Source organism: Corallococcus sp. AB049A, assembly GCF_003668885.1.
Taxonomy (GTDB): domain Bacteria; phylum Myxococcota; class Myxococcia; order Myxococcales; family Myxococcaceae; genus Corallococcus; species Corallococcus interemptor.
On the sequence record NZ_RAWL01000116.1, the window covers coordinates 1 to 21471 of the forward strand.

The following is a 21471-nucleotide window of genomic DNA, read 5'->3' on the forward strand; positions in this document are numbered from 1 at the left end:
GCGTCGCTCACGCCTCCGGCCGCCGAGCCCGCCGCGAAGCCCGTGGCCGCGGAGAAGCCGGCCGCCGCGCCGGGCAACGCCCTCATCCCCGCGCCGCCCGCCGCGCTGGCGCGCATGCCGCTCATCGTGGAGCCCAAGGCGCCGCCCAAGCCCACCGCCACGAAGCGGCCGCAGGACCAGTTCGAGTTCGTGGGTGACCGCAAGAGCTTCTCCCTGCCGCCCCTGGACGTGCTGGAGGCGGACAAGAAGGAGCGCTCCGCGCTGGACAAGGACGCGTTCCTCGTCACGGCGGAGAAGCTGCGCGCGAAGCTGGCGGACTTCGGCATCGTGGGCGAGGTCGTGGAGATCCGCCCCGGCCCCGTCGTCACCATGTACGAGTTCCTGCCCGGGCCCGGCATCAAGGTCAGCAAGATCGCCGCGCTCCAGGACGACCTGGCCATGGCCATGGAGGCCATGCGCGTGCGCATCGTCGCCCCCATCCCCGGCAAGGGCGTGGTCGGCATCGAGGTCCCCAACCGCGACCGCGAGACGGTGTTCCTCAAGGAGATCGCGGAGCAGGACACGTTCCAGAAGAGCGGCAGCAAGCTCACCATGTGCGTGGGCAAGGACATCGAAGGCATGCCGTACGTCTTCGACCTGGTGAAGGCCCCCCACCTGCTCATCGCGGGCACCACCGGCTCCGGCAAGTCCGTGGCGGTGAACTCCATGATCATGAGCATCCTCCTCAAGGCCACGCCCGAGGAGGTCCGCTTCATCATGGTGGACCCGAAGATGCTGGAGCTCTCCGTCTACGAGGGCATCCCGCACCTGCTGCTCCCCGTCGTCACCGACCCGAAGAAGGCCGCGCTCGCGCTGCGCTGGGCGGTGGAGGAGATGGAGCGCCGCTACCAGATGCTGTCCGAGGCGGGCGTGCGCAACATCGCCGGCTTCAACAAGCTGGTGGAGACGCAGGCCACCGAGGAGAAGCCCGCCGTCGCCGTGCCCGCCGCGAAGAAGAAGAAGCCCAAGAAGGTCCTGGTCGTGGAGGGCAGCGCCGAGCCGGTGGCGGCCTCCGCCTCCGCCAGCGACGGCCTGGGCGTGGCCATGCCGCGCGAGGACGACGAGGACCTGCGTGAGGCCATCGTCTCCGAGCCCGCCCCCAATCTGGAGGCCGACGGCGAGGAGGACGCGGAGTTCGAGGAGGACGGCGAGGAGTCCACGCCGGCCGAGGCCGCCTCCACGGAGAAGAAGGAGCTCAAGAAGCTGCCCTACATCGTGGTCATCATCGACGAGCTCGCGGACCTCATGATGGTCGCCAGCCGCGAGGTGGAGACCTACGTGGCGCGCCTGGCGCAGATGGCGCGCGCCGCCGGCATCCACCTGATGGTCGCCACCCAGCGCCCGTCCACGGACGTCGTCACGGGCATCATCAAGGCCAACTTCCCCACGCGCATCAGCTTCATGCTGCGCTCGAAGCCGGACTCGATGACGATTCTGGGCACGGTGGGCGCGGAGGCCCTGCTGGGCATGGGCGACATGCTCATCATGCCGCCCACGAGCGCGCACCTGCAGCGCGTGCACGGCGCCTACGTCTCCGAGCAGGAAATCAAGAAGGCGGTGGACCACCTCAAGGCCCAGGGCAAGCCCGTCTTCGACGAGTCCATCCTCAAGCCGCGCGACGACGAGAGCGAGGGCGGTGGTGGCGAGGAGGACGAGCTGTCCGACGAGCTCTACGACCAGGCGCTCGCCGCGGTCAGCGAGATGCGCTCCGTCTCCATCTCCATGCTCCAGCGCAAGATGCGCATCGGCTACAACCGCGCGGCGCGCATGATTGAGCGCATGGAGCGCGACGGCGTGGTGGGCCCCGCGGACGGCGCCAAGCCCCGCGAGGTGCTGCTGCGCGGCCTGGGCGACATGCCCGGCGCCGGGGCGATGTAGTCCCCCCCACCGCTCCAAGGCCGCCGGGGAACGGGCTCCCGTCCCCGGCGGTTTCCTCCTGACCATGATTGTCGCCATCTCCCGCTTCCGCGCGTCCCCCGAAGAGGCCGACGGCTGGGTCCAGCGGCTCCAGGAGCGCTCCCGGCGGGTGGACGGCCATGCGGGCTTCCTGGGCCTGGAGGTGCTGCGCTCGTTCGAGCGCTCGCCTGAAATCCTGCTCGTCACGCGCTGGAGGGACCGGGAGGCCCTGAAGGCCTACTTCCAGTCAGAGGACTTCCAGCGGGCGAAGGGGGCCAGCGCGTCCCAGGAGGACGCCACCTTCACGATGTACGAGGTCGTGGCCACCTGAGCAGTTCCCAATCGCCCCCCAAGTCGTCTAAGGGCGGTGCACCATGGCTGAACGTCTTGCCCTATTCGCCACCGCCGCGCGCGGCACCGAGGACCTGCTCGCCGAGGAGCTGAAGGAGCTCGGCGCCAAACGCATCCGCCAGGACCGGGGCGGCGTGCGCTTCATGGCCGCGCTTGATGAAGCCCTCAACGTCTGCCTCTGGTCCCGCATCGCCATGCGCGTGCTCTACCCGCTGGGCGAGTTCGACGCGAAGGGGGCCCAGGGCCTCTACGACGCCGTCGCCAGCGTGCCGTGGGAGGAGCACCTCACCACGAACGTGACCTTCGCGGTGGACGCGAACCTGAAGGACACCGAGCACGCGCACTCCGGCTTCGTGGCACTGAAGGTGAAGGACGCCATCGTGGACCGCCTGCGCGACAAGCTGGGCTCGCGGCCGGACGTGGACACCCGCAACCCGGACGTGTCCGTGGTGGCGCACCTGGTGAAGGAGAAGCTGTCGCTCTCCCTGGACCTCGTCGGTGAGCCGCTGCACCGGCGCGGCTACCGCGTGCGCCCCACCCCCGCGCCCCTGAAGGAGAACCTGGCCGCGGCCCTGCTGCGCGCGGCGGGCTACACCGGCACGGAGGCGCTGGTGGACCCCATGTGCGGCTCCGGCACCATCGTCATCGAGGGCGGCCTCATCGCGCGCAAGCGGGCCCCGGGCATCAACCGCGGCTTCGCGGTGGAGCGCTGGCCGCACCTGGGCACACGCGCGAAGGAGCTGCTCGCGGACCTGCGCGCGGACGCGCGGCGCAACGAGCGCAAGGTGGAGGTCCCCATCCTCGGCTTCGACAAGAGCGACGAGGCGCTGGAGGCCGCGGACCGCAACGTGAAGGCGGCGCGGCTGGGTGAGGAAATCCAGCTCGCGGAAGGCGACGCCACGAAGCTCCCGCCCCTGCCCGAGGGCGGCGGACTCGTCCTCACCAACCCGCCCTATGGAGACCGGCTCGGCTCCGGCGGCCAGAAGGGCATGAAGACCTTCTACTTCAAGCTGGGTGACAGCCTGCGCGCGCTGCCGGGCTGGCGCGTCTGGGTGCTGTCCGGCAACCCCGCCTTCGAGAGCGCCTTCCACGCGCGCCCCATGGCCCGGCGCGACGTGTGGAACGGCCCCATCCCCTGCACGCTGCTGGGTTATGGCGCTCGGCCGCTGCCGCCCGGCTCAAAGCCGGTGCTCGGTGCGCCGGGCGAGCCGCTGGAGGTTGCTCCGGTGCGTCCAGAGCATCAGGACGAATAGCCCCGCGGTGAGCAGCACGTACTCGCGCGCGGGCGCGGTGAGGAACGCGGTGGCGATGGCGACCACCGCCGCGGACAGCGAGCCCACGGAGCTCACGCGCCAGCGGGCCACCACCAGCCCGTAGATGATGGCGCCCGCGAGCGCCGCCTTGGGCACCAGCACCACCAGCACGCCCAGCGCGGACGCCACGCCCTTGCCGCCCTGGAGCTTGAGCCACACCGGGTACACGTGCCCCAGCACCGCGGCCAGGCCCACCAGCGCGTGCGCCTTCGCGTCCCCGGGCATGAAGTGCACGGCCAGCGCCACGGGCAGCACGGCCTTGAGCGCGTCCAGCAGCAGCACCACCGCGCCCAGCTTCTTGCCGGCGACGCGCGTGACGTTGGTGGCGCCAATGTTGCCGCTCCCGCTGGCGCGCACGTCCACCCCGCGCAGCCACCGCGTCAGCAGCACGCCAAAGGGGACGGAGCCGCAGAGGTAGCCCAGCAGGAGGAAGGCGGAGAGCACGGAAGAGGACAGGGTCCCGCCCTTCAGGACAGCAGGTGCGGGAAACGGGTGTGCACCACGACGTAGGCGTAATTGACCAGCAACACCAGCGGGAACGCGATGCGCACCCACAGCCACTCGCGCTCGCTCAACTCCACCTCCGGGATGGGCAGCGCGAAGAGGAAGTGCAGCACCGTCACCACCGCGGCCAGCGCGAACAGCAGCGCGCACACGGTGCCCAGGGGGTTGGCCTCCCACGCGCCCGGGATGTTGAAGTGCGCGACGCGGTCCGCCACGCGGGTGAGCCCACAGCCCAGGCAGGGCCAGCCCGTGTGCTCGCGCAGCACACAGCCCCAGAACGGGATGATGCGCGCCACGGGGACGTAGCGCCCGATGAGCAGCCCCCCGAGCCCGACGAGCCCGAGCCATTCGAATGTGCCCAACCGGCGGTTGGGAGCAGGGATGGTGATCTTCATGCGCACCTCGCGCCGAGTGTGCGGGATAGGTCGCGTGGATGGAAGGGGCGCCTTGCCGGGGCCCGGAAACCTGGGCTAAGCGAACGGGCATGCACATCCTCCGCACCGCCCTCGTGATGCTGGTCGCCGCTCCCCTCGTGGCCCTCGCGGCGGACAAGACGCCCAAGCCCGCCGCCAAGGCCGAAGCCGCGTCGAGCGACTGCCACCACCCCGCCGACGCGAAGACGCCCGAGGCCGCCAAGGCCGAGAGCTCCGGCGGCTGGACGCTCACCCGCGGCGAGCCCCTCAAGGGCGAGAAGACGGTGAAGCTGTCGGAGCTGCTCGCGAAGCCCCAGGCCCACGACGGCAAGGTCGTGCGCGTGGAGGGCCAGGTGCGCAAGGCGTGTGAGAAGAAGGGCTGCTGGATGGAACTGGCCCAGGACGCCAAGAGCCCCGGCGTGCGCGTGACGTTCAAGGACTACGGCTTCTTCGTCCCGCTGGACTCCGCGGGCTCGCAGGCGCGCGTGGAGGGCGTGGTGAAGGTCGCGGAGCTGAGCGACGCCCACGCGAAGCACTACGAGGCGGAAGGCGCCATCGTCCCGCGCGGCACCGACGGCAAGCCCCGCGAGGTGCAGCTCGTGGCCTCCGGCGTCGAACTGCGCCGCTAGCCGCGATGGGAGGCCGCAGTTTCAGCATGAGGGGCGTGCAGGGCGCGGCCGACCGGGCCGTGCAGCACGCCCGCGCGTGGCTCCTGGAGACGGAGCCCGGCTCGCGCGTGCACGACGTGCAGCTGGACCCCCGCTTCCAGCACCGGGGCGTGGACCTGCTCTGGGAGCTGCCCTCCGGAGAGGTGCGCGGCATCGAGGTGAAGGGCGACCGCCAGGCCACCCGGCGCCGCTACTTCTTCGAGCTCATCTCCAACCTGGAGAAGGACACGCCGGGCTGCTTCCTCTACAGCGGCGCGGACCTGATGCTCTACGTGTTCCTCACGCAGGGGGAGCTGCACGCCCTGCCCCTGCCCCGGGTGCGCGAGTGGTTCCTGCCGCGCGCGAAGGAGTACGCCCTCAAGCACGCCTTCACCCAGACGGGTGCCATCCGCTACACCACCGTGGGCGCCGTGGTGCCCGTGCGCGACGTGTCGGAAGGCGTGCCCGGAGTCACCGTCGTGAAGCTCAAGCGCCCGGCGCCAGGGAGGCCTGAGCCCAAGCCTGGCGTCGAGCCCGCCGCGGCCAGCGAGCCCGAAGCGCCCGAGGCCCCGGAATCCCAGGGCCCCCGGCGCACGGGGACGTGAACTAGCGGCGGCGCTGCGGCTGCGCGTGCTGGTGCCGGTGCGCGCGGTGGCCGGGGTGCATCTTGTCGTGCAGGGCCTCCAGCCGCTCCTGCGTGCCCATCAACTCCAGGAGCGCGGACCGGTCGTTCTGCTGCTTGAAGACGTGCTCCAGGCGGGGCACCAGGTCCAGCGCCAGGTGGATGTCGTTGGCCTTCTCCGCCTCCGCCAGCAGGCCGCGGCCCTCGACGGACGCGTCAATCCAGGCCTGCAGGTGGATGAGGCCGTCCACCGCCAGCAGGCGCGAGATGGGCGCGCGCGCCGTGTCGTGGATGAGGTTCTTGAGGTCCTGGATGGCCGGCTCGCGCTCGCCCTTCGCCGCGCGCACCACCGCCTGGGAGATGCCGCGCCGGTCGGGCAGCAGGAACTCCTCCACCTCGGCGAACGCCGTCGCGTCCTCCAGGTGGCCCTGGGCGGCCAGCGACTCCGCCAGGCTGTCGAACAGCTCCGCGTCCTTCTCCGAGAAGGGCGCCAGCGCCTCCTGGAGGAACGGCGCGGGCAGCGCGCCCTTGTCATCCACCGCCAGCTTCGAGCGCAGCGCCTTCAGGTGCTCGAAGGAGGAGGCCACCGGGGCCTCCTTCGCACCGTTGAGCTTGTGCACGAGCACCTGCATCAGCGTCGCCAGCGACGTGGTGAACTCCTGCGGGGACACGCGGTCCGGCAGCCACCGGCGCCACAGCTCCACGGCCGCGGCCACGACGTAGTCCTTGAAGGGACCCGTGCCCTTCCACTTCGCCGCCCACTGCTGGGCGATGCCGAGCGGATAGGCGGACTCCGCCAGCTTGCGGTAGTCCTCTTCCCCCACCGGGATGCCGTAGTGCCCCAGCGTGCTCAGCAGGGCCTCCGTCGAGTAGTCCTTGAGGCCCGTCTTCTGCCACGACTTTTCCACGCGCTGCGTGCTCACCAGATGCTCTCCGAGGCCATGCGAGTGCCGGCCATCGGCCCCGCCTTGCCGTCTTCTAGCGAAAGCGGAGCCCGGCGAATACGGCCTTTGCGGGCCCCGTCAGGCGGCGGACGGCTGGGGCGGCGGGCGACCCGGCACGATGGGCCACACCGTGGGCTGGCGCCGCCCGTCCTCCACCCGGCGGGCCATGTACGGCTCGCACCCGCGCTCCTGGAAGGCCCGCTTCCACGCGGCGAAGCTGCCCCCCGCGCGCCAGGCGTCCATGGCCGCGAGCCCCGCCTCCGGGCCGCACTGGGCCAGCATGTACTCCACCCAGGCCCAGCGCGCGGACGTGGGCCGCACCTCGGCCCGTCCCCGCAGGCCCTTGCGCAGCCGCTCCAGCTTGTTCTCCACCTCGCGCAGCCCCGCGAAGGGCGCCCCGTCCAGCGGCGTGTTGCGCTTGGCCACGAAGGGCGCGACCCCCAGCGCCACCGGCAGGATGCGCGACAGCTCCGTGGTGAAGCGGATCAACTCGTCGATGTCCGCGTCCTCCTCATGGGGCAGGCCCACCACGTTGTAGACCTTGAGCTGCTTCATGCCCGCCGTGCGCGCGAACCGGGCCGCGCGGACAATCTGTTCCTCGGAGTGCTTGCGGTCCACCAGGTCCCGCATCTTCTGGGACGCCCCGTCCGCGGCCACCGTGAGGTTCGTCGCCCCGCCCCGGCGGAGCTGATCCACCAGCTCCTGCGTGAGCCGGTCCGCGCGCAGCGAGGACACGCCCACCTCGCGCCCGGAGTCCACGATGGCGCGCAGCAGCTCCACGATGCGCGGGTGGTCCGTCACGGCCGCGCCCACCAGACCCACACGCTTCGCGTGCTCCGGGATGAGGGACAGGATGCGCTCCGGGGGAACCGTCCGCATGCCGCCATTCGTGGTGCGGCGCATGACGCAGTAGTGGCAGCCCCGGGAGCAGCCCCGCTCCGGCTCGATGAGGAACATCGAGCGCAGCTCCGTGTGCGGCGTGATGATCTGCGTGCGCGCCGGCAGCCGGGCATCCGTCGCCTTGGCCACGTGGTAGCGCGCCCCACCCCGCCCGGGCACCCGGAAGCCGGGGACCTTCGCCAGGTGATCCAGCAGCGCCTCGCGGTCCATGGAGGCGGCGGCGTCCAGCAGGACGTGAATCAGATCCTCCGCCTCCCCCTGGACCAGCACGTCCACGAAGGGCTCCAGCGGATCCGGGTTGGAGAACGTCAGCGGGCCGCCCGCCACCACCAGCGGATGCCTGGCATCCCGCTCCGCTGAAAGAACCGGCAAACCAGACAAATCCAACATCGTGAACAAGCCTGAAAGCTCCAATTCATAGGCAACTGAAAAGGCAAGCATTTCAAAGCCAGACACGGATGCCTGGGATTCCCAGGTAAACAGCGGCGTCCTTGTTCTCTTGTATGTCTCGACATCATCCGGAAGAAAGACACGCTCAGCGGTCGCGCCCGCGTGCGCATGCACCTCCCGGTAGATGGCCTGGTAGCCGAGCGAGCTCATCCCCACGTGGTAGGGGCTCGGGTAGCAGAGCGCGACCCGGTAGGGCGCCTCCTTGCGGAGCGTCCCTGCTTCGTCCGCCAGCAGCGAGCAGACGTGCTCGATGAGTTCGTAACGGCCCTCCATGGTCCTCCCGACGTGGATTCCAGACACCTAACAACAGCGCGGCCCCGGACCGCCACTCCCGCGTGGGGGAGGGGCTGCCGGGGCCGCGTTGGCCTTCAGGGTCGGTCAGTGCCGACTATTCCTTGAACGACGGGATGGCCTTGGTCGGCGTGCAGGCCTCGGTCTCGGGGTCGCACGTCACGGCGAAGTCCGGGTTCATGCCGGAGCCCGCACCGCACGTCGAGGGAGCGTTCGCCGGATCGTTCGGATCCAGCGACGGATCGCAACCCACCGCCGGCCAGATCGCGCGCATGACGTACTTCGCGGTGCAGCCGTTGTTCGTGTAGGTCAGCTCGCCGGTCATCTGCGTGCCAGGAGCGCCAGGGTTCGAGTACACCCGAACCTTGCCGAACTGGTAGTTGATGTCCTGCGGTTCCGCCGAGAACTTGCCCTGGTTCGCCAGAACGCCTGCCGCAGTGAACCCGTCCGCGGTGCAGAACTGCTCCGCGTCCTTGTCAATGCTCAGGTTGCCCGTCGCCTGGAGCTTCGCGAACCCAGTCGGCGTGCTGTCCGTGTCGAACTGTCCCAGGGCCGCCAGGCCCAACGGCCGGATGACCAGGATGGACGTGTTGGCCACCGGGTCCGCGAACTTCCAGACACCGAGTTCGTCACCCACCAGCGGCTCGAAGCCCTCGCAGGTGCCCTGGGGCGCATCCACTGCGTCGAACTTCGCCCACCAGTTGCCGGCCGTGGAGTCCTGAACGATGCACCCAGGATCCGGCTGCTCGACGTCGCAGGCGGACAGGCCGCCAGCGAGCCCAAGCATCACCACTGTCGAAAGAATGCTCTTGCGCATGTTGCTGATCTTCCTCACGTGGTCAGGTGATTAGAACGTGTACCGGACACCGAAGCGGATCTGCCGCGGGGCCTGGTAACGGTCCGGGTTCTTGAAGTTCTTGTTCAGGTCGTCGTCGGTCAGGAAGTCGCCAGAGCCGTCCGCGAGCGGGACGCCACCGGGCAGATCCGCCTGCGTACCCGCCTTCTGGGTGACCGGATCGTAGATCGGGAGAACCTCGGTGAACGTGTAGGACTGGTCGACGCGGTCCGCGGTCTGGAAGTTGAACAGGTTGAACACGTCCACGGTGAAGGACACCACGCTGTCCTTGCTGACGCGGTAGTTCACGCCCACGTTGGAGTCAACGCTGTTGACCCACGGGGTGCGACCGCCGGTGCCGCGCGGCAGGATGAACGTCTCATCCTGGCCGTAGCCCGGGTACGCGCCGAGGTAGCTGATCGGCGTGCCGGAGTTGCCGCGGTAGGACAGACCGATGCTCGCCGACAGCGCGTTGGAGATGTTGAACTCCTTGGCGCCGAACACCTTGATGGCGTGCGTACGGTCGAAGGGCAGCAGGCCCGTGCGGTTGTTCAGGAGGGCAATCAGGTCGAAGTCCGCGAGGATGTTCGGGTCGAGCTGGTTGTTCTCCGGACGGAACAGACCGGGGTAGTTGCCGTACAGACGGGACCACGTGTAGCTCGCCTGCGCCAGCCAGCCGTCCGTGAACGTGCGGTTCAGGTAGACGGTGACCGCGTCGTAGTCACGCACCGGCGTCGGGAACTCCTTGGCGAAGCCGCTGCCAGGGTTGCCGAGGAAGTACGTGTTGCCGTCGTCGCGGCTCATGTCCTCGATGACCGAGTTCATGTCGCGGTGCGTGTACGTCGCGCCCAGGCGGGTGTTCGCCAGGAGCTCGTACTCGCCACCGACCACCACTTCGTCGGAGGACTGGGGCTTGATGTCCGGATCGACCGGCTCGTTCTGCACCAGACCGCCGCTGTAGTACTGGTTCGACTGGAAGGTGCTCTCCGGGCGCGGGACGATGAAGTTCTTGTCCGCGCAGTTGCCGCGCTGGCCTTCCAGCGTGGACGGATCGCAACCGGCCGTACCGGCGCCCGGCTCCGAGAAGAAGCGACGCGCGCTGAAGCGGCGCTCACCCGGGAAGGCACGGTCCATCATGTTGAGCGGAACCTGCTCGTAGTACCGGGCGAAGTTCACGAACAGCTTCGCGCGGCCGTTGGCGAACGGATCCACCACCGCGCCGAGGCGAGGCGACCACTGGTTGCCGAGCTTCAGGGCCAGGTTGCCGTCACCGCCGTACATGGACTGCACGTCGTACCGGACGCCCAGGTTGAGGGTGACGCGGTTGGCGATGGACCAGCTGTCCTGGAGGAAGCCACCGATGGTGGTGCCGCTCGTGGAGGACTGCTGCAGGGTCTCGAACACCGGGGTGTCCGGGGCCGTCTGGTATCCGTAGCGGCGGTTGTCCGCCCAGATCTTGATGGTGGAGCCGTTGTAGGACGCGCGCGACTCCTGCAGGAACACGCTACCGGAGTAGGCCTTCTTCTGATCGAAGGTCAGGAACTCCGTGTCCACGCCCGCCTTGAACACGTGCGTGCCCAGGGCATTCAGCAGGTACGTGGCCTTCGCGTTGATCTGGTAGCGGTCCAGGGTGGCCTGGGACATGAAGCCAGGGCCGCCGACGTTGTAGTTCGTCACGGGGCAGCGGGCCGCCCGCTCAGCGTCGGTCACGCCGCAGTACTGATCCGCACCCGGAACGCTCTCGAACACCGTCAGGGGACGCGTGGTCGAGTACCGGGCCAGCGCGTAGCCGGCCAGGCCGTTCGTATCGCCAATGGCCGTGCCGTCCGCCGGAGAGTTACCCGCGGTCTGGTGGAACCAACCGAGGTTGGCGTCGACCAGGACCTTCTTCTCCAGGAACGCGCCCGCGTACTTGAAGGCGAGCGCCGTGGTGTTGGCGCGGTTCTCGGTGGCGCCGATGTCGCCAGGACGACGAGCCTGCGCAGCCGGCAGACCGCCCGACTGGGGATCGATCTGCAGCTTGCCCAGACCACCCGTCACGGTCGGGGTGCCGTTCAGGGCGAACGACACGTTGTGATCCTGGTTGATGAGGTAGGTCAACTTACCCATGAACTGGATCGTGCGGGAGTCCGCGAAGTACTGACGCTCGGAGCCCGGGATCCGCTCGGTGATGCTGAAGCCGTTCTCGTCGGTGGCGACCGGGTTCTTCGCCGTCGGAGACGGGTCGAACGGGGCCTCCAGCTGGAAGGCGTTGAGCGCGCGGGTGTGCTCGTAGCGCTGGAACGACGGCGCGAAGCCGGCGAAGAACCAGAGCTTGTCCTTGAGGATGGGGCCACCGAGGGTCGCGCCGAAGTCGCCCATGTTGCTCAGGGCGTTCAGGCCGGTGATCGTGCTGCCGTCCTCGATGACGAGCTTGCGCTTGCCTTCTCCGAAGCCCGGGGTCCAGTTGGCGAACACGGAGCCGTGGAACTCGTTGGAACCGGACCGCGTCACCGCGTTGATCACACCGCCCGTGGAGCGACCGAACTCCGGCATGTAACCGCCGGTGATGATGTTCACGTCCTGCACGAACTCGATGCTCAGCGGGCTGGCGTTGACGCCGAAGGCCGGGTCGTTCGTGGACAGGCCGTCCACCACGTAGCCGTTCTCAGGCGACGTCGTGCCGTTGATGGACACGCCGTACTGGTCGGACTGGGCGCCCGGGGCGAGCTCGGCCAGGGATTCAAAGGAGCGCGTCGCGCCACCCTTGCCCACGGGACGGGCCACCGCGATGCGCTTGATGAACTCCTGGTCGACGTTGACGCCCTGGTTCGTCGAACCGACGTCGATCGTCGGCGGGGCGCCAACGATGGTCTCCGTCGACGAGAAGCTCTCAGGGAGCAGCTCCACGTTCACGCGGATGGTGCGGTTGAGCAGCAGCTGGATTTCAGGGCGGGCGAAAGGCTTGAACGACTCCTTTTCGAACCGCAGGGTGTACGTGCCCGGTGGAAGCTGGGGAATACGGTAGTTACCCTGTGCGTCGGTAACCACGGTCTGCTCGCCCTGCAGGTTGGGCGAGGTGGCGGTGACAACGACATCAGCGGCCGGCTTCTTGTCCTCGGTATTGATGACAGTGCCGATGATGACGCTGGACTGCGCGAAAGCCGCGGATCCGTACAACAGACCCGCAGCAAGGACGACTCCGGTTTCCCGAAGTACTTGTTTCACTTGCATACCTAACCCCTCCAAGGTGGGCTGCAACCGAAAATGACTCCGGAAAATATCCGAGGTCAAGCAGTTGTCAATAGACCGTTGCTTTTTGGTGACCAGTGCGGCATTGCGCGATCACGCAGCGGCTTCATACACGGTTGCTTGAACCCGGAACCCTTTTCTGTATGGTGGCCGCCCTTCAATCCGGGCATGGCGGGGACGGGTAGTCCACTGGTGAAGAGGAGTTACGTACATGTTCGATTCAGTCCTTGACCGCGGGCAAGGACCCAGGTCGCGCTTCGGCGTGGGTGCTGGCGTTTCCACAGTGCTCCACGTTGGCCTTCTGGGTCTTGTGGCCTATCTCTCCACGCGTCCGCCTCCCGTGGAGGAGAAGGAGGTCGAGGTCACCCTGAAGGCCACGATGGCGCCTCCGCCTCCGCCTCCGCCTCCGCCTCCCCCGGCGTCGAAGCCGAAGACGGAGAAGAAGGTCACGCCCAAGAAGCCCAAGGACGTGATCGTGCAGCCGAAGGAGATCCCGCAGCAGAAGCCGCAGGAGACGGAGACGGCGCCCGAGCCTGAAGAAGAGGCGAGCGAGTCCGAGGTCGAAGGTGGCGTGGAGGGTGGCGTCGCGGGCGGTGTGGTCGGTGGCGTGGTCGGTGGCGTGATCGGCGGCGTGGTGGGCGGGCAGCTGGGTGGTACGGGTACGGATGTGCTGGCGTTCGGCCAGGGCATGACGCGTCCTGAGAAGATCGCCGGTCCTGAAGTGGCCTATACGCGTGAGGCCCTCGAGGCTCGCGTGCAGGGCCTGATGATCGTGAAGTGCGTGATCACGACCGAGGGAAAGGTCGAGCGCTGCCGCACGATCAAGCCGCTCCCTCACATGGAGCAGGCCGTGATGGACGTGCTCACCGCCTCACGCTACAAGCCGGTCACGTTCCAGGGCAGGCCGGTCGAAGTGCAGTACACGTTCAACTTCAACCTGAAGCTGCCGCGCTGATCCAAAGCAGGCAGTCACGCTTGAGCAGTCCGCCGAACATCACCTCGCGCTCGTGAGGAGGAGCGCTCCACAGCCATGCAATTTACCCTGCTTGATATCTGGCACCACACGGGCCTCTTCGCCCGCATGATCATCTTCACCCTCGCCATCATGTCGGTGGCGTCGCTGGTCGTCATGGCGGAGCGGATCATCGTCTTCCGCAAGACCCGTTCTGACAGCCGCAACTTCGCCGCCAAGATGGGCGCCATCCTCGCGAAGGGCGACCTGACCACCGCGGCGAACACCAACCTGGGCAAGGACGTGGGCCACCTGGGCCGCGTGATCAACTCCGGCCTGACGGCGTACCGGATCACCCCCGGCAACAAGGACCTGGCAGTGGAGTCCGTTGCCCGCGCGCTGGAGCGCCAGGCGCAGCGCGAGGTGCAGAGCCTCAAGCGCGGCCTGGGCCTGCTGGCCACGGTCGGTTCGACGGCGCCGTTCGTCGGTCTGCTCGGCACCACGATGGGTATCGTGAACGCCTTCCAGCTGATGGCGGCCGCGGGCTCCGGCGGTCTGGCGACGATCTCCGCCGGTATCTCCGAGGCGCTCATCACCACGGCGTTCGGTCTGCTCGTGGCGATCCCCGCCGTGATGGCCTACAACTTCCTGCAGGGCTGGGTGGATGCCCGTTCCGTGGACATCTCCGAGTCCTCCAACGAGTTCCTGGACGTGGTGGCGCGTCACGTGGGCGGCGGTTCGCACACGGCCTAGTCGTAGCCCCACCCAGGGGCGTTCCCACCCATGAGGGCGGTCTGGCTGAGAAGCCTCGCTGCCCCGGGGTGGGCGTCCCTTCCCGGACACAGGTGCACGCATGGGAATGTCAGCAGGCCCCAAAGGGGGCATCAAGAGCGAGATCAACGTCACGCCGCTGGTGGACGTGGTGCTGGTGCTCCTCATCATCTTCATGGTCGTGACGCCCATGCTCCAGCGCGGCAAGTCCGTGGAGCTGCCCAAGGCCACGGAGATCGAAAAGGAAGGCAAGGAAGCCGACCCGCTGATCCTCTCCATCACCCCGGACAAGAAGATGTTCGTGGAGAACGATGAGGTCGACGAGAAGGGGCTTCAGGAGAAGATCGCCGCGGAGCTGAGCAAGGATCCAGGCAAGAAGATCCTCCTGAAGGGCGACAACGCCCTGAACGTGGGTGACGTGCGCAAGGTGCTGGACACGGCCCGCAAGGCCAAGGCGAAGCAGATCGCCCTGGGCGTGGAGGAGAAGAAGTAATGTCCCGAGGACACAAGCAGCGTCAGTGGGTCAAGCCCGCGTCCGCGCCGAACTCGGAGATCAACGTCACGCCCCTGGTGGACGTGGTGCTGGTGCTCCTCATCATCTTCATGGTGGTGACCCCCCTCCTGGAGAAGGACATCCTCGTCCGAGTCCCGGAGACGGAGGTGGAGGAGAACCAGCCGCCGCCGGAGCCCGATGATCAGCAGATCGTCGTGCAGGTGGACAAGTCCGGCGCCTACTCCATCAACACGGAGCAGATCCCCGCTTCGGACTACATCGCCCGCCTCAAGCGGATGCTGAACGCCAAGAAGCCGGACGAGAAGGTCGTCTTCTTCATGGCGGACGACGCGGCGAACTACGGCAAGCTCGTGGTGGCGCTGGATGGCGCCCGTGCCGCGGGAGCGAAGATCCTGGGCATGGCCACCGAGCTCCCCCAGAACGCGGTCATCCAGGGCACGCAGACCACGCCGGACGGCGCGCCGCCCGCGCCCCCTGCCCCGCCGACGCCCTGATCCACGCCGTCATCGATTGAATCCGAAGCCCGCTGGCGTTCCGACGCCAGCGGGCTTCTTCATTTCTAGAGCCCCGCGTCCCCACCCGGGACCCGACGTCTGGCGCGATGGATGGCCGTGCGCGGCCGTCCCAGAGGGCGCCGCGCCGGTACAAGCATTGCTCTTCCCTCCTCCCGTACGGGTTGGAAGGGGGAGACGATGCTGGCGAGGGTGCGGTCTGGGGCGTTGATGGGCATCGACGCGGTGGTGGTGGAGTGCGAGGTCGACATGGCTCTCGGGCTGCCCTACTTCAACGTCGTGGGGCTGCCGGAGGGAGCAGCCCGGGAGTCGAAGGTCCGGGTGGTCTCCGCGCTGAAGAACGCGGGCTTCGACCTTCCGCAGAAGCGGATCACCGTCAACCTGGCGCCCGCGGACATCCGCAAGGAGGGGGCGGCGTTCGAGTTGCCCATCGCGCTGGGCGTCCTGGCGGCGGCGCGGTTGATGGAGGAGGAGCCGCTGGAGCGCTACCTCTTTGGCGGTGAGCTGTCGCTGGACGGCTCCATCAAGCCCATCAAGGGGGTGCTCCCGCTGGCCGTGGCGGCACGGAATGGCGGCTTCCAGGGGGTGATGGTCCCCGCCGCCAACGCAGCCGAGGCCGCATTGGTGGAAGGGCTCCAGGTGCTGCCCGTGGCCCACCTGCGAGAGGCCGTGGGTCACCTCACCGGCAAGGCCCCGCTGACGCCGCTGACGCGCACGGGAGGCTCCACGAGCGGGCCTCGCGTGGTGACCGCGGACATGGCCGATGTGCGAGGGCAACCGGAGCTGAAGCTGGCGCTGGAGCTCGCGGCGGCGGGCGGACACAACATCCTGATGGCCGGCCCTCCAGGTTCGGGCAAGACGATGCTGGCGCGACGGCTGCCAGGCATCCTGCCCGAGATGACCTTCGACGAGGCGCTGGAGGTCACGAAGGTCTACTCCATCCTGGGGCTGCTGGGAGATGAGCAGGCATTGATGCGCGAGCGTCCATTCCGCGCGCCCCACCACACCCTGTCGGATGCAGGGCTCGTGGGAGGAGGCCCCACGGCCCGTCCAGGCGAACTGTCCCTGGCGCACCACGGCGTGCTGTTCCTCGACGAGTTGCCGGAGTTCCGCAAGAACGTGCTGGAGGTGCTCCGCCAGCCCCTGGAGGAAGGCGCCATCCACCTGGCGCGCGCCACCCAGCACATCACCTATCCCTGCCGGGTCATGCTGGTGGCGGCGATGAACCCCTGCCCTTGCGGCTACTTCAACGTGCCGGGGCGCAAGTGCGAGTGCCAGGAGCACCGTGTCTTTGCCTACCACGAGCGCATCAGCGGGCCGCTCCTGGACCGCATCGACATCACCGTGCAGACGCGGCCGGTGGAGTACCACCACCTCGCCGCGAGGAACCAGGAACTGCCCAGCCACTACTACCGGCAGCGTGTGGAGGCCGCGCGTGAACGGCAGCGCGCCCGCTTCCACGAGATGCCTGGGGTGCACTGCAATGCCCAGATGCCTTCGCACCTGCTGCGCCGCTACTGCGTGATGTCACCGAAAGCGGAAGAGGCGCTGAGGGACGCGGTCACCCATTTTGGTCTGTCCGCTCGGGCGCATGACCGCATCCTCAAGCTCGCGCTGACGCGCGCGGACCTGGAGGGACACGGACGTATCGAGGCCGTGGACATGCAGCTTGCCGTCGATTGCCGGATGCTCGACCGCCGGGGCTGGCTCCACGCCAATACCCGGGGCGCGGTGGATGCCCTACCCCGTGCCTCTGCGGTCAGACGCGAGAACGGCTGACGCTCCACCCGGCAGCAGTGGCTCCACGCTCCGCTCCTCCAGACGGGGGGCGGGGCCCATGATGATGCGCGCCGACCTGCCGAAGGTCAGGTACGAGTATGCCCAGTTGAGCAGCACGGCCAGCTTGCTTCGGAATCCAATGAGGAACGTGATGTGGATGAAGAGCCAGGCCAGCCACGCGATGAAGCCGGACTGCTTCACTCGGCGGAAGGCCACGCCCACGGCATGGCCTCTGCCAATGACCGCGTAGGTGCCCCTGTCCCAGTAGCGGAAGGGCTGCATGGGCTGCCCCGCGAGCTGGCGGCGGAGGTTGTGCACCGCGTGCTTGCCCTCCTGCATCGCCGCGGGCGCCACTCCGGGGACCGCGCTTCCGTCCTCCTGTTTCACGAGCGCCAGGTCGCCCACGACGAAGATGTCGGGATGCCCGGGCACGGTGAGTTCGGGCGTCACCGGGACGCGCCCTGCCCTGTCCAACGTCACGCCGAGCGAGCGGGCCACGGGCGAGGCCTCCACCCCCGCGGCCCACAGCACCGTGCGCGCCGCCAGATGTTCCGCGCCCATGTCCACGCCCGCGTCGTCGATGTTCGTGACCCGGGTGCCCGTACGGACCTCGACGCCGAGCCTCTCCAGCACCCCGCGGGCCTCGCCCGAGAGGTTCTCCGGGTAGGTGGGAAGCACGCGGTCCATTCCCTCGATGAGGATGACGCGCGCATCCCGGGGGTCGATGTTCTGGAAATCACCCGACAATGAATTGCGGCTGATCTCCGCCAGCGCTCCCGCCAGCTCCACGCCCGTGGGTCCCGCGCCAATGATGGCGAAGGTGAGCAGCGCGCGGCGGCGCCCGGGGTCCGGCTCGCGTTCGGCCTGCTCGAAGGCGAGCAGCACGCGGCGGCGGATCTCCAGCGCGTCCTCGACGGTCTTCAGCCCCATCGAGTGTCGCGACCAGGCGTCATTGCCGAAGTACGAGTGCGTCGCGCCCGTGGCGACGATGAGGAAGTCGTACGCCAGTTCGCCATCCGCCAGGAGCACCCGCTTGCGCTCGGGGTCCACGCCGGTCACCTCCGCGAGCAGGACCTGGACGTGATTGCGCCCAAGCATCGCTCGCAGCGGCGCGGCGATGTCGCTGGGGCTGAGCGTCGCCGTAGCCACCTGGTACAGCAGCGGCTGGAAGAGGTGGTGGTTGTGACGGTCCACCATCGTGACGCGAACCCCTGCCTTTCGCAGGTACCGGGCCGCGTAGAGGCCGCCGAAGCCGCCTCCCAGGATGACCACATGGGGAAGGTTCTCACGGGTCGTATTCACGAGAGGGAATGTCACGTCGAGGCGCCGGGGATTCAATGCAAAGCCTTCCATCCCTTCAAGCGGACCTGTCGCACGCCCTCGGGTCTGCTTATGCGGTGGCGCACTCACCTTGTGTCTCTTCTCAGCACCCGGGAGACAGCCTTGCCGCTCCGCCAATCTGGACGGAGTGAGCGGACCTGGACGCCCTTGCAGGCCCTGCTCCCCTGGCTCCTGCGCGGCATGAGCGTTGCTCTGCCCGCCGGCGAGGGAGGCAGACACGAATGAGCAGGCTGACGGAGAAGTTGAAGGCAGTGGCGGCGGCGGTGGCGGCCATCGAAAAGCAGTTCGGCCGGGGCGCGGTGATGACGCTCGGCGCGGACGCTCCGGAGCAGAAGGTGGCGGTCATTCCCACGGGTTCGGTGGGGTTGGACCGGGCGCTGGGCGTGGGGGGCTACCCGCGAGGGCGCGTGGTGGAGCTGTTCGGCAACGAGTCCTCCGGCAAGACGACGCTCACCCTGCATGCGATTGCGCAGGTGCAGGCCGTGGGCGGCGTCGCGGCCTTCATCGACGCGGAGCACGCGCTGGACCTGTCCTACGCGCGCAAGCTGGGGGTGCGCACGGAGGAACTGCTCGTGGCGCAGCCGGACACCGGAGAGCAGGCGCTCGAAATCACCGAGCAGCTCGTGCGCTCGGGCGCCGTGGACCTCATCGTGGTGGACTCGGTGGCGGCGCTGGTGCCCCGCGCGGAAATCGAAGGGGAGATGGGCGACGCGCACATGGGCGTCCAGGCGCGGCTGATGAGTCAGGCGCTGCGCAAGCTCACGGGCGCCGTGAGCCGTTCCGGCACCTGCATCATCTTCATCAACCAGATCCGCATGAAGATTGGCGTGATGTTCGGCAACCCGGAGACGACGACGGGTGGCAACGCGCTGAAGTTCTACGCGTCGGTGCGGATGGAGATCCGCCGCACGGGCAACCTCAAGGACGGCGACGCGGTGGTGGGCTCACGGGCCCGCGTGAAGGTGGTGAAGAACAAGCTGGCGCCCCCGTTCCAGGAGGCGGAGTTCGACGTGCTCTATGGCACGGGCATCCACCGCGCCGCCGAGGTGCTGGACCTGGCCGTGAGCGCGGGCGTGGTGGAGAAGTCGGGCAGCCACTTCAGCCTGCGCGGAGAGCGCATCGGCCAGGGCCGCGAGCGGGCGTGCGAGTGGCTGCGAGAGCACCCGGACGTCCTGGAGTCCCTCGCCCGCGACCTGGTGGGGGCCACCGCGCCGTCCGTGCCGTCCGCGTCCGCCGAGGCGGCCTAGGTCGCGGCCTGGAGCGCATCCAGCGAGAGGGGGACCTCCCATTGGCGTTGACCCGCGCGCAGCACCAGGTGCCCTCCGGGGCCCTCTTCCAGGAGTTCACCGAACTGGTACTGCGCATCCCGGGAGAAGCGGGCCTTTGCCCTGCCCTGCTTCACGCGGCAGGTGAGGACTCCGTCCGGCGTGAGCTGGAGCGATGCCAGGTCCAGCGCTTCCGCCGTCCGGTCACTCAGGCGCAGGGACACGCGCTCGTCCGGGGTGACGTCCACGGTGCGGACCTCGTAGGCCGCGTCCTCCACCTGGACGTAGCACCAGTCCGGGGCGATGCGGAGCTGGTAGCGCCCGTCGTCATCCAGGACCAGCGAGGCGTTGAAGAGCTCGATGATCTTCGGGTGCTCGATGGGCTCGTCGTCGTGCCACCAGCGCAACGCCGCATCCAGGCGGATGCCGCTGTCCTCACGGGTGTGCCAACGCTTGCCTGGAGGGGGCTGGCCGGTGGGAGGTTGCATGTCGCCCTTGATGTGCGGGTGGGGCCCGGCGGATTCAAGCCGCCGGGGCCTGGAGGCCTACCAGTTCCGGACGAACTCCGTGTAGCCACGGAAGGCCACGGCTCCCCAGAAGTTCACCAGCACGCCAAGCGCCAGCACGGCCACCACCGCGCGGTTGCGCAGCGACCATCCGCCAATGGCGAAGAGCAGCAGCAGGTAGGGCGTGTAGTCCAGGCTGAACCGGAAGCCGAACTGCATGTAACCGGTGTTCTGGTAGAAGAGCCCCGGCAGCGCGCACACCGCCACGGTCAGCCACAGGGGCCAGTGCAGCCGGGGACGCGTGCGGGGGACCAGCAGGAACACCAGCAGGGGCAGCGTGAGCAGCAGCGTCAGCCCATGCGGGTCGTACGACAGCCGCAACGGAGACAGCGACACCTGCGGCAGCTTGAGGAACGCGGCCTGGATGTTGCGCGACAGGTACTCGAGGTTGAAGAGCCCGAAGCGGTCGATGTCCGCGTTCACCCGGTTGTTGTAGAAGTACGAGTGACCGAACTCGCCCAGCTTGCCGAAGCGGTAGAAGTTGTACGCGGCGGCGAGCGACGCGATGGGCGCGGCCCCCGCGCCGAAGAGGGCGAGCTTGCGCAGGGCGGGCCTCCACGCGGAGGGAAGGGCCTTCAGCTGGGCCAGCCGGTCCGGCCCGGGGCAGAGCGCCTCCAGGACGAAGAAGAGGCCCGCGAACACCAGCGGCGTGCGGGTGAGCACGGCCATGGAGAAGAAGAGGCCCGCGAGCACGGGGCGCCGGGCCTTGACGGAGTTGCGCACGTACAGACACGTGAGCGCCACGCCCATCACCTGCGCGCTGAACCAGACCTCGCCCCGGATGGCGCAGTAGAAGAACAGCGTGCCGAAGGCGAGCACCAGCGACAGCGCCACGTTGTCATTGCGGTTGCGCTCCGTCTCTCCCTCCTGCGCGAGGAAGCGCAGCAGCGAGTAGAAGAGCGCCACCGCGAGCGCGCCCACGAAGACGCCGAAGGACGTGTCGTTGAACTGGTAGCCGTGCAGCGCCACGAACGGGAGCATCACGACCGCGGGGAAGGACGGGAAGCTGACGAACCAGCGGTCATCGCGGAGCACGCGCCCCTCGCACCGCACCTTGTGTCCGTCCACCAGCCGCACGCAGGCCCAGTCCTCCAGGTTGGGCAATACCTGGGGGTCCACGTCGAGCCGGCCGTCCAGCCAGGACTGCGCCTGGTAGATGAAGTGCGGCGCGGCGCTCTGCCGGAGGAAGCGCTGCGAGCTGAAGCTGGCCAGCACCGCGAACGCGACCAGGAACAGCACCACCTCCACCCGGTAGGCCGACAGCCACAGGCGCACCGCGCCGCGCACCGGATGCGCTCCCGCTCCTGCTGGGGACGGAGGGGGACTGTCGGGCGG

The 21471-nt window shown here is 68.6% G+C and carries 20 protein-coding genes; 11 read left to right on the plus strand and 9 right to left on the minus strand.

Annotation, left to right across the window (positions count from 1 at the left end):
- The 3 genes from D7X55_RS15060 to D7X55_RS15070 form a co-directional block, all read left to right on the plus strand.
- On the plus strand, positions 1-1917 hold a 1917-nt coding region (locus tag D7X55_RS15060), incomplete at its 5' end, for a DNA translocase FtsK (RefSeq protein WP_255425011.1).
- Between the two features lie 64 nt (positions 1918-1981).
- The gene (locus D7X55_RS15065; RefSeq protein ID WP_120551000.1) at positions 1982-2266 is read left to right on the plus strand and encodes an antibiotic biosynthesis monooxygenase; all 285 of its coding nucleotides are present in this window, start codon (positions 1982-1984) and stop codon (positions 2264-2266) included.
- Between the two features lie 43 nt (positions 2267-2309).
- The gene (locus D7X55_RS15070) at positions 2310-3539 is read left to right on the plus strand and encodes a class I SAM-dependent RNA methyltransferase (RefSeq protein WP_121723405.1); all 1230 of its coding nucleotides are present in this window, start codon (positions 2310-2312) and stop codon (positions 3537-3539) included.
- On the opposite strand, the gene plsY is transcribed toward D7X55_RS15070, so the two are convergent.
- Both plsY and D7X55_RS15080 read right to left on the minus strand, forming a co-directional pair.
- Positions 3465-4043 (minus strand): glycerol-3-phosphate 1-O-acyltransferase PlsY, encoded by a 579-nt coding sequence (gene plsY / locus D7X55_RS15075; RefSeq protein WP_121723406.1) that lies wholly within the window; start codon positions 4041-4043, stop codon positions 3465-3467. The two genes, D7X55_RS15070 and plsY, sit on opposite strands and share 75 nt — an antisense overlap.
- A 23-nt stretch (positions 4044-4066) precedes the next feature.
- Positions 4067-4498: a DUF2752 domain-containing protein gene (locus tag D7X55_RS15080; protein WP_120550997.1), complete on the minus strand. Its 432-nt coding sequence runs from the start codon at positions 4496-4498 to the stop codon at positions 4067-4069.
- An 89-nt stretch (positions 4499-4587) separates the two neighbouring features.
- Between D7X55_RS15080 and D7X55_RS15085 the strand changes: the two genes are divergently transcribed.
- Positions 4588-5145: a DUF4920 domain-containing protein gene (locus D7X55_RS15085; protein WP_199746972.1), complete on the plus strand. Its 558-nt coding sequence runs from the start codon at positions 4588-4590 to the stop codon at positions 5143-5145.
- 26 nt (positions 5146-5171) lie between these two features.
- Positions 5172-5768, plus strand: a complete 597-nt coding sequence (locus D7X55_RS15090) for a hypothetical protein (protein ID WP_233609859.1) — start codon at positions 5172-5174, stop codon at positions 5766-5768.
- A gap of 1 nt (position 5769) precedes the next feature.
- Here the strand turns inward: D7X55_RS15090 and D7X55_RS15095 are convergent, their stop codons facing one another.
- From D7X55_RS15095 to D7X55_RS15110, 4 genes are all read right to left on the minus strand, one after another.
- The gene (locus D7X55_RS15095; RefSeq protein ID WP_120550994.1) at positions 5770-6708 is read right to left on the minus strand and encodes a hypothetical protein; all 939 of its coding nucleotides are present in this window, start codon (positions 6706-6708) and stop codon (positions 5770-5772) included.
- A 99-nt stretch (positions 6709-6807) separates the two neighbouring features.
- Positions 6808-8352: a radical SAM protein gene (locus D7X55_RS15100; RefSeq protein WP_120550993.1), complete on the minus strand. Its 1545-nt coding sequence runs from the start codon at positions 8350-8352 to the stop codon at positions 6808-6810.
- A 115-nt stretch (positions 8353-8467) separates the two neighbouring features.
- On the minus strand, positions 8468-9187 hold the full coding sequence (locus D7X55_RS15105) for a hypothetical protein (protein ID WP_147468225.1): 720 nt from the start codon (positions 9185-9187) through the stop codon (positions 8468-8470).
- Positions 9188-9217: 30 nt separating this feature from the next.
- On the minus strand, positions 9218-12418 hold the full coding sequence (locus tag D7X55_RS15110; RefSeq protein ID WP_199746973.1) for a TonB-dependent receptor: 3201 nt from the start codon (positions 12416-12418) through the stop codon (positions 9218-9220).
- 229 nt (positions 12419-12647) lie between these two features.
- Here D7X55_RS15110 and D7X55_RS15115 point away from each other — a divergent pair, with 229 nt between their 5' ends.
- The 5 genes from D7X55_RS15115 to D7X55_RS15135 all read left to right on the plus strand — a co-directional run bounded on the left by D7X55_RS15115 (position 12648) and on the right by D7X55_RS15135 (position 16964).
- Positions 12648-13391 carry an energy transducer TonB gene (locus D7X55_RS15115; protein WP_120550990.1) on the plus strand — a complete coding sequence of 248 codons (744 nt, stop codon included), beginning with the start codon at positions 12648-12650 and terminating at the stop codon, positions 13389-13391.
- A gap of 75 nt (positions 13392-13466) precedes the next feature.
- Positions 13467-14141, plus strand: a complete 675-nt coding sequence (locus D7X55_RS15120; RefSeq protein WP_120550989.1) for a MotA/TolQ/ExbB proton channel family protein — start codon at positions 13467-13469, stop codon at positions 14139-14141.
- Between the two features lie 100 nt (positions 14142-14241).
- Positions 14242-14652 (plus strand): biopolymer transporter ExbD, encoded by a 411-nt coding sequence (locus D7X55_RS15125; protein WP_120550988.1) that lies wholly within the window; start codon positions 14242-14244, stop codon positions 14650-14652.
- Positions 14652-15167, plus strand: coding sequence for a biopolymer transporter ExbD (locus D7X55_RS15130; protein ID WP_120550987.1), 516 nt, complete (start codon positions 14652-14654; stop codon positions 15165-15167). The genes D7X55_RS15125 and D7X55_RS15130 overlap by 1 nt, the downstream gene beginning before the upstream one ends.
- 198 nt (positions 15168-15365) lie before the next feature.
- Entirely contained in the window at positions 15366-16964 is a 1599-nt protein-coding gene (locus D7X55_RS15135; protein WP_120550986.1) for a YifB family Mg chelatase-like AAA ATPase, read from the plus strand.
- Here the strand turns inward: D7X55_RS15135 and D7X55_RS15140 are convergent.
- Entirely contained in the window at positions 16926-18266 is a 1341-nt protein-coding gene (locus D7X55_RS15140) for an NAD(P)/FAD-dependent oxidoreductase (RefSeq protein ID WP_121723411.1), read from the minus strand. The two genes, D7X55_RS15135 and D7X55_RS15140, sit on opposite strands and share 39 nt — an antisense overlap.
- 260 nt (positions 18267-18526) lie before the next feature.
- Between D7X55_RS15140 and recA the strand changes: the two genes are divergently transcribed.
- On the plus strand, positions 18527-19552 hold the full coding sequence (recA, locus tag D7X55_RS15145; RefSeq protein WP_120550984.1) for a recombinase RecA: 1026 nt from the start codon (positions 18527-18529) through the stop codon (positions 19550-19552).
- Here recA and D7X55_RS15150 read toward each other — a convergent pair.
- Both D7X55_RS15150 and D7X55_RS15155 read right to left on the minus strand, forming a co-directional pair.
- The gene (locus D7X55_RS15150; protein ID WP_199746974.1) at positions 19549-20058 is read right to left on the minus strand and encodes a DUF1285 domain-containing protein; all 510 of its coding nucleotides are present in this window, start codon (positions 20056-20058) and stop codon (positions 19549-19551) included. The genes recA and D7X55_RS15150 overlap by 4 nt on opposite strands.
- A gap of 57 nt (positions 20059-20115) precedes the next feature.
- A partial coding sequence (locus D7X55_RS15155; protein WP_407921769.1) for a hypothetical protein occupies positions 20116-21471 on the minus strand: 1356 nt, incomplete at its 5' end.